The 14,862-nt window shown below is 60.2% G+C and carries 15 protein-coding genes and 2 pseudogenes; 10 read left to right on the plus strand and 7 right to left on the minus strand.

The window, feature by feature from the left end; genetic code table 11:
- Nucleotides 1-14: 14 nt before the first annotated feature.
- On the minus strand, nt 15-323 hold the full coding sequence (locus M5J09_RS11595) for a CHY zinc finger protein (RefSeq protein WP_257157961.1): 309 nt from the start codon (nt 321-323) through the stop codon (nt 15-17).
- A complete protein-coding gene (locus tag M5J09_RS11600; protein ID WP_084226130.1) occupies nt 320-1,042 on the minus strand; it encodes a hypothetical protein in 723 nt (240 codons plus the stop codon). The genes M5J09_RS11595 and M5J09_RS11600 overlap by 4 nt, the downstream gene beginning before the upstream one ends.
- A 69-nt stretch (nt 1,043-1,111) precedes the next feature.
- Between M5J09_RS11600 and M5J09_RS11605 the strand changes: the two genes are divergently transcribed.
- A complete protein-coding gene (locus tag M5J09_RS11605; protein WP_052471347.1) occupies nt 1,112-1,744 on the plus strand; it encodes a VC0807 family protein in 633 nt (210 codons plus the stop codon).
- Here M5J09_RS11605 and M5J09_RS11610 read toward each other — a convergent pair.
- Genes M5J09_RS11610 through M5J09_RS11620 form a run of 3 tightly spaced genes read right to left on the minus strand, consistent with a single transcriptional unit; the run spans nt 1,741 to nt 4,182 of the window.
- Nucleotides 1,741-2,568 (minus strand): alpha/beta fold hydrolase, encoded by an 828-nt coding sequence (locus tag M5J09_RS11610; RefSeq protein WP_257157962.1) that lies wholly within the window; start codon nt 2,566-2,568, stop codon nt 1,741-1,743. The genes M5J09_RS11605 and M5J09_RS11610 overlap by 4 nt on opposite strands.
- Before the next feature lie 49 nt (nt 2,569-2,617).
- On the minus strand, nt 2,618-3,493 hold the full coding sequence (locus M5J09_RS11615; RefSeq protein WP_070537239.1) for a trypsin-like serine protease: 876 nt from the start codon (nt 3,491-3,493) through the stop codon (nt 2,618-2,620).
- A 41-nt stretch (nt 3,494-3,534) separates the two neighbouring features.
- A complete protein-coding gene (locus M5J09_RS11620) occupies nt 3,535-4,182 on the minus strand; it encodes a TetR/AcrR family transcriptional regulator (RefSeq protein ID WP_144790697.1) in 648 nt (215 codons plus the stop codon).
- A gap of 69 nt (nt 4,183-4,251) precedes the next feature.
- Between M5J09_RS11620 and M5J09_RS11625 the strand changes: the two genes are divergently transcribed.
- Together M5J09_RS11625 and M5J09_RS11630 are read left to right on the plus strand one after the other, a co-directional pair.
- Nucleotides 4,252-5,460 carry an MFS transporter gene (locus tag M5J09_RS11625; RefSeq protein ID WP_257157963.1) on the plus strand — a complete coding sequence of 403 codons (1,209 nt, stop codon included), beginning with the start codon at nt 4,252-4,254 and terminating at the stop codon, nt 5,458-5,460.
- A 15-nt stretch (nt 5,461-5,475) separates the two neighbouring features.
- The gene (locus M5J09_RS11630) at nt 5,476-5,700 is read left to right on the plus strand and encodes a 3'-5' exonuclease (protein WP_257157964.1); all 225 of its coding nucleotides are present in this window, start codon (nt 5,476-5,478) and stop codon (nt 5,698-5,700) included.
- On the opposite strand, the pseudogene M5J09_RS11635 reads toward M5J09_RS11630, so the two are convergent.
- A pseudogene (locus M5J09_RS11635) lies at nt 5,678-7,158 on the minus strand (multicopper oxidase domain-containing protein). The gene M5J09_RS11630 and the pseudogene M5J09_RS11635 overlap by 23 nt on opposite strands.
- A 167-nt stretch (nt 7,159-7,325) precedes the next feature.
- On the opposite strand from M5J09_RS11635, the gene M5J09_RS11640 reads away from it, so the two are divergent.
- The 6 genes and pseudogenes from M5J09_RS11640 (at nt 7,326) to M5J09_RS11665 (ending at nt 12,581) form a co-directional block, all read left to right on the plus strand.
- Complete coding sequence (locus M5J09_RS11640) at nt 7,326-7,652, plus strand: heavy-metal-associated domain-containing protein (RefSeq protein ID WP_257157965.1); 327 nt, start codon at nt 7,326-7,328, stop codon at nt 7,650-7,652.
- 52 nt (nt 7,653-7,704) lie between these two features.
- Nucleotides 7,705-9,939 (plus strand): copper-translocating P-type ATPase, encoded by a 2,235-nt coding sequence (locus tag M5J09_RS11645; protein WP_257157966.1) that lies wholly within the window; start codon nt 7,705-7,707, stop codon nt 9,937-9,939.
- Between the two features lie 94 nt (nt 9,940-10,033).
- A pseudogene (locus tag M5J09_RS11650) lies at nt 10,034-10,745 on the plus strand (IS6 family transposase).
- A 48-nt stretch (nt 10,746-10,793) separates the two neighbouring features.
- Nucleotides 10,794-11,024, plus strand: a complete 231-nt coding sequence (locus tag M5J09_RS11655; RefSeq protein WP_257157970.1) for a DUF2599 domain-containing protein — start codon at nt 10,794-10,796, stop codon at nt 11,022-11,024.
- 765 nt (nt 11,025-11,789) lie between these two features.
- The gene (locus M5J09_RS11660) at nt 11,790-12,344 is read left to right on the plus strand and encodes a hypothetical protein (protein ID WP_257157967.1); all 555 of its coding nucleotides are present in this window, start codon (nt 11,790-11,792) and stop codon (nt 12,342-12,344) included.
- Between the two features lie 15 nt (nt 12,345-12,359).
- Nucleotides 12,360-12,581, plus strand: coding sequence for a hypothetical protein (locus M5J09_RS11665; RefSeq protein ID WP_042528670.1), 222 nt, complete (start codon nt 12,360-12,362; stop codon nt 12,579-12,581).
- Nucleotides 12,582-13,120: 539 nt separating this feature from the next.
- Here M5J09_RS11665 and M5J09_RS11670 read toward each other — a convergent pair.
- On the minus strand, nt 13,121-14,062 hold the full coding sequence (locus M5J09_RS11670) for a YafY family protein (RefSeq protein WP_257157968.1): 942 nt from the start codon (nt 14,060-14,062) through the stop codon (nt 13,121-13,123).
- Nucleotides 14,063-14,204: 142 nt separating this feature from the next.
- Here M5J09_RS11670 and M5J09_RS11675 point away from each other — a divergent pair, with 142 nt between their 5' ends.
- A complete protein-coding gene (locus M5J09_RS11675) occupies nt 14,205-14,570 on the plus strand; it encodes a VOC family protein (RefSeq protein ID WP_144790685.1) in 366 nt (121 codons plus the stop codon).
- Nucleotides 14,571-14,862: the final 292 nt, after the last annotated feature.

The following is a 14,862-nucleotide window of genomic DNA, read 5'->3' on the forward strand; positions in this document are numbered from 1 at the left end:
ATCGCCACAGCTATTTAGCGAAAATACGTCCCCGCGTGCAGCGCGCAGCCGGTATTGAAGGCATGCCCGCACGCGGGGCATGTGTATGCCGGGCCTAGTTCATCGCCTGCGTACTCGGCATACGTCATCTGACGTCCGCACGCCCCGCACATGACGCAGAGTTCGTCTTTCGGCATGGCGCCAAACTCGTGGTCGGTGAGCTCCGCGTGGCACAGCGAGCAGGCGAACCACCCGCCGCAGGTGCGGCACTTGTTTGCAACGACGTCGACAAGCGTATGCCAGTGCCGGCAGCGCCCTTCCGCGTCGATGGCTCCCTGGATCATGGCCACGACTCTAACAGCCGCGCCATCGCCCGATAGGCCGGCGTGACGTCCATGCGCAGGCGGCTCTCCAGCATTTCCGAAGGGAAGTCAGCGGGAAGAAGCTCTGCAGGGAAGGGCGGGGTGTGGCGCAGCGCCGCAAAGACGGCAGAATGGCGGCGTGTGGTTTCGACGACGACGCCAACGTCATCGGTGGGCAGAGGGGGGACGTCGCCCAGCGCGCTAATGCGGGCAGCGCTCTCCTCAAGGTCCCACGCGGTGGCAATAACGTCGCGGGCGGTGTCCGTATCCACGGACCAAGTGCCGACAAAGGTTTTCTGCGCCCACTCCCCCGGCGCGTGGGCACCCACCAGGACTCCGGGCCGCAGCTGCCGGAAACCGCTGGCCTGCGCGGCGCGCAGGAGGGCATCCCTTTCTGTACGGCGATCCTCGCCGATATCGAAGATAACGGTGTGAAACGCCCCGTCCCATTGGAAGGCGCGCGGCGAGCCTAGGTGACGAAACTCCGCAAGGTAGTTCCCCACCATGGAATACACGGAGTATCGCCCGGCTCGGCGCGAGGATAGATCGCCCGCGCGCACCATGCGGGACAGATAGGTGCGAACGCCAGCCGGCGACAGACCCAGCCCAGTAAGGATTGGTGTCAGCACGGGCCCGGGGAGTTCCTCACGGCGAGCTAATCCGCAGAGATATCCAAAGGTTCCTGGTCCAACGTCAGCCATGCGCCAACCCTAAGGATTTTATGTGTCACAAACAAACCGTTACGTATGTTTTGTGGCACACTATGTGGCATGAGTCTCAATCCGCGCCTGCTCAACTTCCTCATCCTCGGCGTCTTCGACGTCGGCCTCGCCATCCTCCTGTTTCAACTGGTTGACTCCGCAACCGGCAACCACGTCTACGCCTACCTAGCCGCCAGCATCGGCCCCCTCATCGGTGGCATCATCCAGCACGTGCGGCAAAAATCCTTTTCTGGGATTTCTGCACTGATCTTTGCATTCAACCTTGCCGCGGCCTTAGCCACGCTGATCGGTGGCACCGATGAGCGCCTCCTTCTAGTTAAAGGCAGCGTTATTACCGGTGTTTTCGGCCTGCTCTTCCTTGGTAGCCTTGCCCTGGGCAAGCCCCTCGCCTTCTACTTTGGCCAGCGCTTTGGCACCGATGGCACGAAGGAAGGCGTGGCCTACTGGAATGGGTTGTGGCAATACCCGACCTTCCGCGCTTCCCAGCGCTACATCACTATCGTGTGGGGCGTAGTGTTCCTACTCGAAGCAATCATCCGCATCGTCGCCGCCTATTCTCTCCCCTTCACCACCGCCTACTGGCTGTCGAATGCGTTGCCTTTCGTGGCCCTCGCTATCTGTTTGACGGCTACCTTCGTCATTGCCTCACGCACCCGCAGGTCTGCGCCGACCCCGGCCTAGCGCGTGAGCCCCCACACGATCAGCTCGTGTACGCGCGGATCATGGGGCAGTTTTCCGTGCTCGACCGGAACTGACTCCACGTTGGCCACGTCCGCGCCCGGAACTGCAGTTAACTGCGAGGTCTCATTCGGCGTCACAGTGTTGTCTGCGGGTGAATAGATAGAGGTGTAGGTGATCCCCGGCGCGGTGTCCGGCAATTGGTTGAGATTCTCCATAAAGTCCGAACCCTGCAGCTGCTGGATACCGGCACTGGTTCCAACAAAATTGGTCACATCGGGCGCGATTTTTGCCGCCGTGCTTAGGGGCGTTGCTCTGTCGCCCCATGTTGTCCCGTGAAAGTTCGCGCCAATCGTGACCACGCGGCGCACCTCATCGGGTGAACCATAAAGCTGTGCATAGGACTTGGTGTGCAGCCCACCCTGGGAAAAGCCCACGAGGTTTACTTTCTCTGCCCCAGTAACGCCGCGGATGTACTCGATATGCTGGGCGATTTCACGCCCGGAGGACTCTAAATCCGCAATGCCCTTCATGTACGGGTAGGCGTTCTGGAAGGCCAGGTCATCCGCACCGTAGTCGAAGGCCCACACGCACATGCCTTGCTCGGTGAGCTTAGGGATGAGATCGTTCCACTCGGCCGAGTTCGCCGAAGTGCCGTGGAGAAGGACGACCGGCTCGGTGACGGGTCCTGTGGGGTGGCATTCTGGGTCATTGATGCCGAGCTCCAAGGAGGCAGACGTCTCCATCGTTTGAGCATGGGCTGGAACGGGTGCAGAGGTACCGAGGAGAATGGCGAGGAACGCGCGCTGCAGAAAGCCGTGTTTCATGAGGAGCGAGCATATCGCCCTAGTCTGGGCGCATACTGTGTACTCGCTGTTAGCGCGAAGAGAGGCTGCTCAAGCTGCTGCTGCGGTCTTTCTCTGGCTGCTCGGTGCGCTCTTCGGATGGCTTTTCTGCGGGAGCTTGGCGGCGCTCTTGGGCGCGGGCTTGGCGCACGATGGCGGCCTCAGTCTCCGCCAGACGCGCGGCCGCTTCCTCCTCGTCGTAGCTCTTCATCAGCGCGGTGAGGTTGTCCACATATGGGTAGATCTCGCTGTGCCACATGAGGCGGCGCGTGCCGTCCTCGCAGGACTCATTTTCCTCGCCACCGGTGTGTACGGCGAAGATGGTCTCGTCCTGGTAAAGCGGGGCGCCGGAATCACCGCTGCAAGAGCGCGACGCGAACAGGGAATGGGATTTAAGCAGGTTCTCAAACTCGTGGTTTTGGATTTCGTAGGTCACGCCGGTTTGCTCAATGCGGGACACGGCCTCCGAGGCGAACGTATGGGAACCGCCGTAGCCCACGAGGAAAAGCTTTTCGTTGACGCGCAGGGGGCGGTCGGGAAGCTCGAAGGCCTCAGCATCCATGGGTTCCGCTTTGAGCAAAGCAATGTCCGATTTCTCCGCCACCGGAGTCGACGCAACTACCTTGGCGCTATCCCCGTCTGTCTGGGTAAGACGCAGGTTGCGGCCTAAACAGTGCGTGGCCGTAAGCCACCAATCATTGCCGATGTACCCCGCTGAACATTCCCTCGCGCCATTCATCCACACCGCGGCTACGCGGTCATCATTCACAGCGACCTTGCTCGTAGCCTGCAGGACCGCCGAGTCGCCGGCACCTTCCAAGGTGCCGGATGCGGCATGGGGAACCCCGAACACGGAAGCTACCGCTACGAGGACGGACAGTATGGATGCGAGAAAACCTGAGAACACAAGGCGTTACTTTATCAGCGGTACCACAGAAACGCAGCGCGCTACTGCACACCTAGGCGTTCGGCCAGTCCGGTGAGGAAGACATCGACAAAAGCGTCGAAGGAAGCGGCGAGGAAGTTCTCGCCCGCCGTGCCAGAAGGCTGCTGGCTGTCGAGGGAAGCGAGGAGAGTCAAGACAGAAGGGGCTCCTTCTGGCGGGACGGGGATGGGGGAATCGGGTACCTCGGCGTGGCCGGGCGTGGGGGCAACCTCCGCCAAGAGGTAGCCGTTGAGCGCGCAGAAGAATGACTGGACGCTAAAGAGCTGCTGCTCGGGAGGGATTCCGGCCTCGTCGAAGACTGTCAACGTCGGCGCGATGTGCGCGATTTCCGCCGGTGTGGAAATCGGACGGGTAGCCACGAGCACGAAGAGATTGGGGTGGCGCAGGGCAAGGGCGCGGTAGGCACCGGCAGCGCTGCGCAGTGCCGCCTCCCAGGTTGGGGACTCCGAGGGGAGGGTGAGTTCAAGGATGAGGTGTTCATGGATGGCGTCGAGAAGCTCGGCCTTGTTGCGCACGTGGTGGTAGAGGGACATCGCCTGCACGCCCAGGCGGCCCGCGACGGCACGCATGGACACACGCTCGAGGCCCTTTTCATCACCAATGGCGATGGCTGCCTCGACGATGGCATCGCGCGTAATGATTTGTGACACGTGACCTCCTTCTGGGCGGCCGTCGGACTACGATAAAAAGTGAAACTTACAGTGTAAGGGAGAAGGGACATGAAGCACCCGTTTCGCTGGCTGCTTGGCGGCCAAGCCATATCCGCACTCGGTTCCCAGGTTACGTTCATGGCGCTGCCGCTCATTGCAGTCACGCTTCTTGATTCTAACCCGCTCCACATGGGCATTCTCGGGGCCCTGGACAACCTGCCCTACCTACTCTTCGGCCTGTTCGTCGGCTCGCTCGTGGACCGCCGCCGGCGCCGCCCGCTCATGATCGCCTCCGACCTCCTTCGTGCGCTGGCCGTTCTCACGATTCCGCTGGCATTCCTTGTCGGTGGCATCACGTTTACCCACCTGTGCCTCGTCGCTTTCGCCGTTGGTCTGGGCAACCTCGTCTTTGATGTAGCCTGCCAGGCGCAGATGCCGGACATCGTCGGTGAGGACGGCGACCTTGTGCAGGCCAACGGCGCGCTGCAGACCACCTCCGGCATCGCCTCGCTCACCGCCCCGGGCCTCGTGGGAGTCTTTATCACCACGGTAGGTGCGCCCCTTGCCATGCTTATCGACGCCTTCTCCTACCTCATCTCCGCCGCCAGCCTCCGCATGATCGGGCCCGATTCCTCTACCGCCACCGCCGACGCCACCGTATGGGAGGACGTGAAGACCGGCGTGGGCTCCGTCGTGCGCGATAACCGCTTGCTCGGCCTCACCGGCGCGGGTGCGGCCGTCTCGCTGGGTATGAACGCAGCTTTCTCGGTTCTCATGGTGTTCCTCGCGCGTGAGCTGCACGTCAGCACGATCGGCATCGGGCTGGTTTTCCTCGCCATCGCTCTGCTCGGCGCCACCGGCGCGCTGACAGCACACCACCTGGCCAAGGTTGTGGGCGCTGGACGGGTGCTCCTGTGGGGGCCGGTAGTGGCAGCCGTGGGACTGGTGTGCATGGCGCTTGCCGGCCACGTCACGACCCCACTGCTGCTCATCTACCTTGGAGCAGGCTTGTGCGGCTGGGGCATCATGACCAGCCAAGCTCTTGCCGCCGGCCTGCGCCAAGCCTTCGCCCCTGAAGAAATTCGCGGCCGCGTACTAGGCACGATGCGCTTTGTGGAATGGGGCATCATGCCGGTCGGTGCGCTCCTTGGCGGCTTCGCAGGCCAGCTGCTCGGGGTGGCCCCGGCCGTCGCCTTCTCCGGCGCACTCGTAGCCACCGGCTCCGTGTGGGTCCTCACCACCGGCCTGGCGCGCCTACACAGCGTGCCGATTCCCTGACTCGGCCCACGAACAATGTTGCTCACGGTAAATAGCACCAAAAACGTCGGCTTTAACAAGCGCTACGACCGCATCATTGGACTTGCTGCCGTGCGCGCTGACGCATACTCCAATCCCGTCGACTCCTGGCGCACACTGCTCAACCCTGACACCAACGCCGTGTCCACTACTCGGGGGACACTCCCGCCCACCTCGGCACTCAACCCTGCTGTGGGGGTTACTCGTAGCGAAGCGAGCTGACCATCCCGGTTTCCATGTGATAGGCGTTATGGCAGTGAAATGCCCACTCACCGGGGTTGTCAGCGATCAGGTCGGCGATCATGGTTTCACCGTGGCGGAGAAGGACGGTGTCCTTGCGTAGCCCGCCGCTGCCGGGCAGCGCCCACGTGTGGCCGTGGATGTGCATGGGATGGGGCATCATGGTCCTGTTGCGCATGACCATCCGCAGGCGCTGGCCCTCCTGCACGGTCGCGGAGGAGGATTGACCGTCGGTGAGAATGCTCCATTCATACGGCATCATCTGCCCGCCCAGGTCGATGCTGACTTCTCGGTCTGGTGTGCCCTCGGGCAGGAGTGCACGGTCTGCTGGCTTCAGGGAGGACAGAAGCAGTCCGGTGGACGACAACTCGGGGAAGTCGACATCGGGGTGGGGGCCTGGCCGCCGGCGGTGCGGATGACGGCGAAGGCGCGGTCGTCCTTACCCACCGCCAAAGCCGTGAGCGGGAAGATGCCGTCGCCGAGGATGACCTCGACGTCGACACGCTCGCCCATCGACAGGTAAATCGATTCGGTCTCCCAGGGCTGGACAGGGAAGCCGTCGGTGTGGGTGACGGTCATGCGGTGACCACCGAGGGCCACCTTGAAGATGGTGTCACCGCCGGAGTTGATAAACCGCAGGCGGGCCTTGTCGCCCGGGCGAGCCTCGAAGGTCCGGTGAGCACGGGGGATACGTCCGTTGATGAGGTAGTGCGGATACATCACATCGCCGGCATCCCCGCCCAGTACCCGGTCCGGGGTGCCGTGCATCATATGGCCGTGACCTCCCATTCCCATCCTCCCGTTATGGTCGCCCGAACCCATTCCGGTGAGCTTGTCGAGCTCATCGTCGGGAGTGCCCTGAATGCCATCGACCCAGTCGTCGAGCACGATGGTCCACTCGACGTCCTGGTCCTCAGCGTCTTGCGGGTCACGGATGATCAGTGGGGCGTGAAGGCCGCGATCAAGCTGCAGGCCGGAGTGGGAATGGTAGAAGTAGGTGCCACCGTGGGGGACTTCAAAAACATAGGAGAAAGACTCGCCAGGTTCAATGGGGTCCTGGGTCATGCCGGGCACACCGTCAGCTGCGTTGTGGAGTGCGATGCCATGCCAGTGGATGGAGGTGCTATCAGGCAGTTCATTGGTGATATCGACCTGGAGGACGTCGCCGGCGGTAGCCTCAATGGCCGCATCCCCGGTGTCAGAGACGTATCCCCACGTCTTGGCTTCGATGCCGCCGATATCCAGAGAGAGGGGCCGGGCGGTCAGTGTCCGGCGCACCGTCGGCTCACCGAGCGCAGTGGGGGTGGGAGTGGGGCGAAGGGAGGAACCTGGTGCCGAGGCAGCAGGTCCAGGGTCGCTGGTGCAGGCGGCCACGGCCCCGGTGCCGGCGAGGACGAGCCCGCCGAGCAGAAACTGTCGTCGGGAAAATTCGTTCATCATGATTTAACCTTCCCTGGTGTTAGATTTCGGTGAGACGGGAGACAGGCGCAGGTGAGGACCCTGCCCCGCGTGAGGGCCGTGCCCTCCACCCATTGAAAATATACCCCCCTGGGGTATACGCTAGAGAGCGGCATCGCCGCACCCCACCGAACCGAAGGAGCTTTCCCATGATCACCTCCCCGCCCCGCCTCTTGCCGCTGGCCTCCCACGGCTGCAGCTGTTGCGGACCTGCCTCACGTGCCGACACCGCCTCCGTCCCTGCCACCAGCGACTCGTCAGCAGGAGGGCCCTCCCCTAGCTACCAGGTCACCGGCCTGACCCGCGGGCACTGCGCGAAAAGCGTGACCCAGGCCCTCCAGGCCCTCCCCCAGGTCGACGACGTCCAGATTGATCTCGCTGCTGGTGGTGTTTCCACCGTCACGATCACCGGTGCCGTACCTCCGGAGATGGTTCGCCGGGCCATCGAGGAGGCCGGCTACACCGTCTTATCCTGATTAGTTTTACCCATCATCTCGACCCCCGACCGGGTTGAGCGAAAGGAACGTCATGAGCACTCCCCACCATTCGGGTGATCACCATGGTGATCACCCCGCTCCGGAAGCAGGCCACACCCACCACCCGGATCATGCCAGCCACGAACACCACGCACATGCCGACACCCACGGCCAGGCGATGCCCCACGATCACCCGCACTCCGCCCTGGACGAAGACCACCACGTTCATGGTCACGGCGAACACGCCGGACACAGCACCGCAATGTTTCGGGACCGCTTCTGGTGGTCGCTGATTCTGTCCATTCCCGTCGTTATTTTCAGCCCCATGGTCGCCGACCTGCTCGGCTACCGCCTCCCGGCATTCCCCGGATCCACCTGGATCCCCCCGGTGCTGGGCACGATCATCTTCGTCTACGGCGGAACGCCTTTCCTCAAGGGCGGATGGAGAGAACTGAAATCCCGCCAACCCGGGATGATGCTCCTGATCGCCATGGCCATCACCGTGGCGTTTGTCGCCTCCTGGGTCACCACTCTGGGGCTGGGCGGTTTTGAGCTGGACTTCTGGTGGGAGCTGGCCTTGCTGGTGACCATCATGCTGCTGGGCCACTGGCTGGAGATGTCCGCTCTCGGGGCCGCGTCCTCCGCACTTGACGCGCTGGCTGCCCTGCTGCCGGATGAGGCCGAGAAAGTCATCGACGGGACCACCCGCACCGTGGCCATCTCCGAGCTGGTCGTCGACGACGTCGTGCTGGTGAGGGCCGGTGCCCGGGTGCCGGCCGACGGAACCATCCTCGACGGAGCCGCCGAATTCGATGAGGCAATGATCACCGGCGAATCCCGTCCCGTCTTCCGCGACACCGGTGACAAGGTGGTCGCCGGTACCGTGGCCACCGACAACACCGTCCGCATCCGGGTGGAGGCTACAGGCGGGGACACCGCCCTGGCCGGGATCCAACGCATGGTTGCCGACGCCCAGGAGTCCTCCTCCCGGGCCCAGGCCCTGGCGGATCGGGCGGCGGCGTTGTTGTTCTGGTTCGCGCTGATCTCCGCTCTGATCACCGCGGTGGTGTGGACCATTATCGGCAGCCCGGACGATGCCGTGGTGCGCACGGTCACGGTGCTGGTCATCGCCTGCCCGCATGCCCTGGGCCTGGCGATTCCGCTGGTCATTGCGATCTCCAGCGAGCGAGCCGCGAAGTCCGGGGTGCTCATCAAGGACCGGATGGCGCTCGAGCGGATGCGCACCATCGACGTGGTGCTCTTCGACAAAACCGGCACCCTGACCGAGGGTGCGCACGCGGTCACCGGTGTCGCGGCCGCTGTCGACGTCACCGAGGGCGAGCTGCTGGCCCTGGCCGCCGCCGCGGAGGCCGACAGCGAGCACCCCGTGGCCCGCGCCATCGTGGCGGCCGCGGCCGCCCATCCCGAGGCCTCCCGTCGGCAAATGCGTGCAACTGGATTCAGCGCCGCCTCCGGCCGGGGGGTCCGGGCCACTGTCGATGGCGCTGAGATCCTCGTGGGCGGGCCGAACATGCTGCGCGAGCTCAACCTCACCACCCCGGCCGAGCTCACCGACACCACCAGCGCCTGGACCGGGCGTGGGGCCGGTGTGCTCCATATTGTCCGCGACGGTCAGATCATCGGTGCGGTGGCCGTCGAGGACAAGATCCGCCCCGAATCCCGCGCCGCCGTGAAAGCCCTGCAGGACCGCGGGGTGAAGGTCGCGATGATCACCGGCGACGCGCAGCAGGTGGCCCAGGCCGTCGGTCAGGACTTAGGCATCGATGAGGTCTTCGCCGAGGTCCTGCCCCAGGACAAAGACACCAAGGTCACGCAGCTGCAGGACCGGGGTTTGAGCGTGGCCATGGTCGGTGACGGTGTCAATGATGCCCCCGCTCTGACCCGCGCGGACGTCGGTATCGCCATCGGTGCCGGCACGGATGTGGCCATGGAATCTGCCGGGGTGGTCCTAGCCAGCGATGACCCGCGGGCAGTGCTGTCGATGATTGAGCTGTCCCAGGCCAGCTACCGCAAGATGATCCAGAACCTGATCTGGGCCTCTGGCTACAACATCCTCGCTGTGCCGCTGGCCGCCGGAGTGCTCGCCTCGATCGGGTTCGTGCTGTCCCCGGCCGTGGGCGCGATCTTGATGTCTGCCTCGACCATCGTGGTGGCCCTGAACGCCCAGCTGTTGCGCCGCATTGATCTGGATCCGGCTCACCTGGCTCCGACCGAGTCGAAGGAGGAACACACCACGCCTACTCCGGCATCCACCGCCGTCCACTGATCCACCACTTCTCTCCACTGCCCCCATATGACCCTGAACAGGTGCTGTTGCAAAGTTGGGGCAGTAGGAAGGGCGACGTGAAGTAATCACAGCCATGGGTATCTTCTCCGGTCGTCATTTCCCCCCGTGACATCATTCTGTGGGCAGTGCGGTGGTACTGCCGCTACGGGGTGAGCTACCGCGATCTGGAGGAAATGATGACCGAACGGGGCGTGCCGGTCGATCACACCACGATCTACCGCTGGGTCCAGAAATACCCCCCTGAGCTGGACAAGCAAACACGGTGGTACCGACAGGTACCTGACTGGCAGGCCAGTTCCTGGCGGGTGGATGAGACCTATATCCGGGTAGGCGGCAGGTGGTGTTACCTCTATCGGGCGATCACCGCCGGTGGCCAGACCCTGGACTTTTACCTCTCTCCGAAGCGAAACGTGGCCGCAGCGAAGCGTTTCCTGGCCAAGGCCTTCAAATCCAATGCGTCAGCCGGGTATCCCAGAGTGATCAACACCGATAAAGCACCCTCCCTAGCCAGGGCGATCGCCGAGTTGAAGTCAGAGGGAATCTGCCCGCCAACAGTGGAACACCGGCAGGTGAAATACCCCAACAACATCCTGGAAGGCGACCATGGTCGGCTGAAGCGGATCCTCGGGCCGAAAGGCGCGTTTAAGAACCGGACATCTGCATATCGGATGTTGAAAGGGATGGAGGCGATGCACTCATTGCGGAAAGGGCAAGGCGCGATGTTTGCCAACAGGCAACCGAACCCGGACGCGGTGATCGTCAACCAGGTCTTCGAGACGGCCTAATAACGCCCACACGCAGCGGCCACCAGGGAATGAGAAACTGAGTCTTCGCTGCTCTCCCCCCAACTTTGCAACAGCACCTCCCCTGAAACTGCAGGTTGGAATGAAGCAAAATCCAAGGGGATTGCGGATACCGGAAGCCTCCACAACCAGTTTGTGTTTCACCCGCTATCTCAAGTCGCCCGAGTTAAGCCTAGTTGGAACTTGGAGGATTGGCGCCCTGATGTTGGACTTCCTAGAACAATAGCCGAACGATGTAATCTGGGTGGGGGAGACGACTAACCATACAAACCCGTGCTAAAACAGCAAACATGTATTGAGGAGGGTGGCATCGATGCGTAAACAGAAAAGCGCAGCCTACTGGTGGAGCGTTAGTGTCGTTGTAGTGCTGTTCATCGCAACGCTTGTAATCAATTATCTAGCAGGACTAAGTGCTGATGAATCATACTTTGGAGCACATTGGTGGCATCGTCTGGCGTGGGTTACGCCACTGTTGTTCTTGGCTTCTTTGATTTGGGCCTGGTTCGAGCACAGGAAGGTACATCGCTATCCGCAGTGACCCATATTTAGTAGCGTCGGGCGTGAATGGGAAGGAAGCCTTTGCGCTTGGGTGAAAGATGCTTTTTGCTCTAGGGGAGTGTCGATCCTGCTTTAGCCAATTGGATGACCGGGACTAACACTGTTAGAGCGGTGTATTACAGGCGTCCGGAATATGAACAGGTCAACAAGTACGTTTTGTCCTGTTGACCCCCCAACTACAACCATTCAATCGGCATCCAAAAAGGCCAAATCTAGCCCAAGCGACACGCCGAGCCAGACACACATTTTGACCCTTAACCGGCATTTCGTGTGGAGCGTTCGCCGCGGTTTCATGGGGCAGCCTTGGGTGATGCCTTGATCCCGATACAGAAACCCACATAGGCGCTATTGACAATCATTTCCCATTTCTTTATCCTTATATAACCGCGTGCCAACCGCACCGGACGATTGCAAGCAACCCCGCAAGGCATAGTTTTGAAAAGCAATTTCGCCCATAGAATCACGGTCGTGACTCTCGCAGTAGCAATTCCACTCACCGGCGGCCCTATTGCCGATGCTGTCGCCCCGCAATCTCTTGCCTCGACTCAGGAAGGCGACAACCAACAACTAGATAGGATTGGCACACCAGAATGGAACTCCGACATCCAGAAGCTCAAAGAGCAAGGGCGCATCGAGGAAACCAACCATTCAGAAACTGACACCGAAAGATCCACTAGTTATCGCATCAATGACCCACAAACTGGTAATCGGGTGGGCGATTTCACTGTGGTAGAACCAAAATTTGCAGATCGCATCGGCGGCAAATTCGACCATGGAACCCCAGCTATCGTCTTCAACCAAGACGACCAAAAGGCCCTCAAAGCCGGCGGATCAGCGGCAGTGGGCGCAATGGCAGCTGCATGGGCAGCAGCACTTTCCGAAACAGTCGTAGGATCCGTCCTCTCTGCAGGAGCAATTGCCTTCGTCGGCGGTACTGCCGCTTACTACCTGTCGAAGAATGGGATCTGCTCAAACAACAGAAATCTAGTCGTCAATGTGAAAAGGCAAGCACACTGCGAATAGCGCAAAGGACACCTAATGCCAACTCACAATAAAAAGAAGCTAGCCATCTTCACCCTCGGTGTCTTGCTTGCCGCCATCGCCATACTTTTTGCTGAATGGTGGGTTGTCAAGACGACCGTTTCCCAATCCCCGGCGCAAGTGTTCGCAGCCATTGCAGCAATAACCGCCGTAGTATTTGGCACCGTAGCCGGTCGAGCTGCAAGGCCCTGGTTGCGCAGTGATAGCGACACGGAATAATCGCCTACACGAAAAGGCAGATTAACACCTGGCTGCCGCCCCGCTCCGGAAGATGACTACAGTCGCTTACGCTCAACGAGATGGCGAGGACGCTTCAAACCCAGTCTCGGTCCTTAAATACCCCGGGGGAGTGCCGGTGTGCTAGCTGCCTAGGTTCACCATGAGAGGATGAGTAGGAATCCTCCTCGATGCTCCATCTATAGCGGGTGTGCACCAAACACGGAATGACAAGTGCTGGTCGCCAATGATGTCGATGCCGTGATGCCGCACGCAGGGCCGTTGCCTACTGGATTGAAGTCGTCTACAACCGTCGGCGCCGGCACTGAAGCACTCGGGATGGCCAGCCCCGTCGACTTCGAGAACCGAATTGGTCTAACCACAAACAGAAAAGAAATAGCTGCCTCACCACTAGGTAGCTCCACTACGTGTCCACAAATTGCGGGCAACCCCAGACTCTCGAGGGCTCTTAGTTTGTTAGCGCACTTCTTTCCGTTTCAGCAGAGGTGTTACGACGGTATCCCGATGCCCATCATTGGTCTCTATGATTCAGGACTTGTGGCCCCACTATGTCGTTTCGCAAGTTCATTAGCCAGATCAGCAGTGATTTTTACCGCTTCTGGGGGATCAGTGACCCAGATGTGGTCCCCAAACTGAAGCAATTGCCTTACCCCCTGAATATCCGCATATCCCACCACGATACGGACAAAGTCTTCGTCCACGGGTTCATGATGGATAAGCCGTGATCCCAAAATACGACATGCCATATCAAGCCTATTCGCTCGAAGAAGTGCGGTGATTCGGACTGGCATGTTTTCTTCCAAACGCACAACAAGCTGCGCCCACACGCTTGCCAAGCTTTGCCCTGGACGAAGCTGAGCAGCTTGATCTAAAACGCGAAAGGTTTCCAAGCGCGAAACAGCCAGCATCCTTGGTTCCCCATCGATATCGACGACCAAGTACCAATTTCTACCCTTGTGCACAAGCCCATAAGGATCAGCCACAGCACGTTGCTGCTTCTTGTCCCCACTTCGGCGATACAACACCTCAATTCGAGCTTCATTCCGTACAGCCTCGAGCAGACCTTCTAAGTCGCTATGGGTTTCATTGCTAAACCAGCCACTGGAATCAAGTAGAACCTTCTTGTCCAAATTATGAGTATCGGACGCTTTCGAGAATGAGACTGCGTTCATTTTCTTCTGCAACAGGTCGATGTCCTCACCAAACCCCAAGTGTGCGAGTGAATCTGCCCCCACACCCAGAATCCTCAGCAGCTGAATCTCAGTCGGCTCCAATCGAGAAGCATTCAACCGAGAACGCCTATCGAGCACAATCCCACCATGAATACCTTGCTCCGTATAAACAGGTATCCCTGCGGCTGAGAGCGCATCAACGTCACGCAGTATTGTGCGCTGCGAAACTTCGAAATGTGACGCCAACTCGGCAGACGTAGCACGGCCTCGTGTTTGCAACAGCAAGAGCATAGACAACAGTCGCGCCGATCTCATGCCGCAATTATCGCTGGAACCAGATTCTTTTTCGGATTATGACACTCTTTGTCAGGTTTGTTTGGTCCAATGCGCTTTGGCCACGTAAACAACACCACTCACCGAGAGGAGAATGGCAATGCCAACCCCCAATCTTTTCCTGACTTATGTCTCTGATGCCGAGACCTCGACTGCCTTCTACAGCGATTTATTCGACATGCAGCCATCGTTCATCAGTCCTCGATATGTAGCTTTTGAAATTTCAAAGGATGTCCTGTTTGCTGTATGGACCGGCCATAACACCCACATGGAGAAACAAGCACCGCGAACAAGCGAAATAGGTTTGATGTTGGATGGGCCGGCAACCCGCATTGATGAGACATACCGTCTATGGAAATCCAAAGGGGTCCAAATTGTGCAGCCACCCTACGATGACGTCTTCGGCCGCACCTTCGTAGTTGCCGACCCTGATGGAAACCTTATCCGCGTCAGCCCAGTCGATTAATTCTTAGATCGGGATCCAACAACTAGGAAATCCTCCAACACCCCAAGGAAAACATCTCAGTTTGAGGATTCCAAGTGCCCCAAAGTGGGCGCTAAAGCCAGGAAAGAATTAGGCACACCGTCTTTCCCGTACAACGAATCCTAAAACTGACTGGCCTATGGGCCCCAGCTGTTCAGAAGACTGAAATGGTAGCGGTGTGGTGAGTATCTGGTAGCGCCTGAGTGAGTATCCGGTAGCGGTGTCTTACTCAGGCGTTGTTGGTGGTTATGTGCGGGTGGTCAGTCGCATGTTT

The organism is Corynebacterium sp. BF-R-2, assembly GCF_024586525.1.
Lineage (GTDB): Bacteria > Actinomycetota > Actinomycetes > Mycobacteriales > Mycobacteriaceae > Corynebacterium > Corynebacterium singulare.

Excerpts from the sequence above, each read along its gene's own strand:
- M5J09_RS11595 (WP_257157961.1), bottom strand. The coding sequence starts at position 323 with ATGATCCAGGGAGCCATCGACGCGGAAGGGCGCTGCCGGCACTGGCAT.
- M5J09_RS11600 (WP_084226130.1), bottom strand. The coding sequence starts at position 1,042 with ATGGCTGACGTTGGACCAGGAACCTTTGGATATCTCTGCGGATTAGCT.
- M5J09_RS11605 (WP_052471347.1), top strand. The coding sequence starts at position 1,112 with ATGAGTCTCAATCCGCGCCTGCTCAACTTCCTCATCCTCGGCGTCTTC.
- M5J09_RS11610 (WP_257157962.1), bottom strand. The coding sequence starts at position 2,568 with ATGAAACACGGCTTTCTGCAGCGCGCGTTCCTCGCCATTCTCCTCGGT.
- M5J09_RS11625 (WP_257157963.1), top strand. The coding sequence starts at position 4,252 with ATGAAGCACCCGTTTCGCTGGCTGCTTGGCGGCCAAGCCATATCCGCA.
- M5J09_RS11630 (WP_257157964.1), top strand. The coding sequence starts at position 5,476 with ATGTTGCTCACGGTAAATAGCACCAAAAACGTCGGCTTTAACAAGCGC.
- M5J09_RS11640 (WP_257157965.1), top strand. The coding sequence starts at position 7,326 with ATGATCACCTCCCCGCCCCGCCTCTTGCCGCTGGCCTCCCACGGCTGC.
- M5J09_RS11645 (WP_257157966.1), top strand. The coding sequence starts at position 7,705 with ATGAGCACTCCCCACCATTCGGGTGATCACCATGGTGATCACCCCGCT.
- M5J09_RS11665 (WP_042528670.1), top strand. The coding sequence starts at position 12,360 with ATGCCAACTCACAATAAAAAGAAGCTAGCCATCTTCACCCTCGGTGTC.
- M5J09_RS11670 (WP_257157968.1), bottom strand. The coding sequence starts at position 14,062 with ATGCTCTTGCTGTTGCAAACACGAGGCCGTGCTACGTCTGCCGAGTTG.
- M5J09_RS11675 (WP_144790685.1), top strand. The coding sequence starts at position 14,205 with ATGCCAACCCCCAATCTTTTCCTGACTTATGTCTCTGATGCCGAGACC.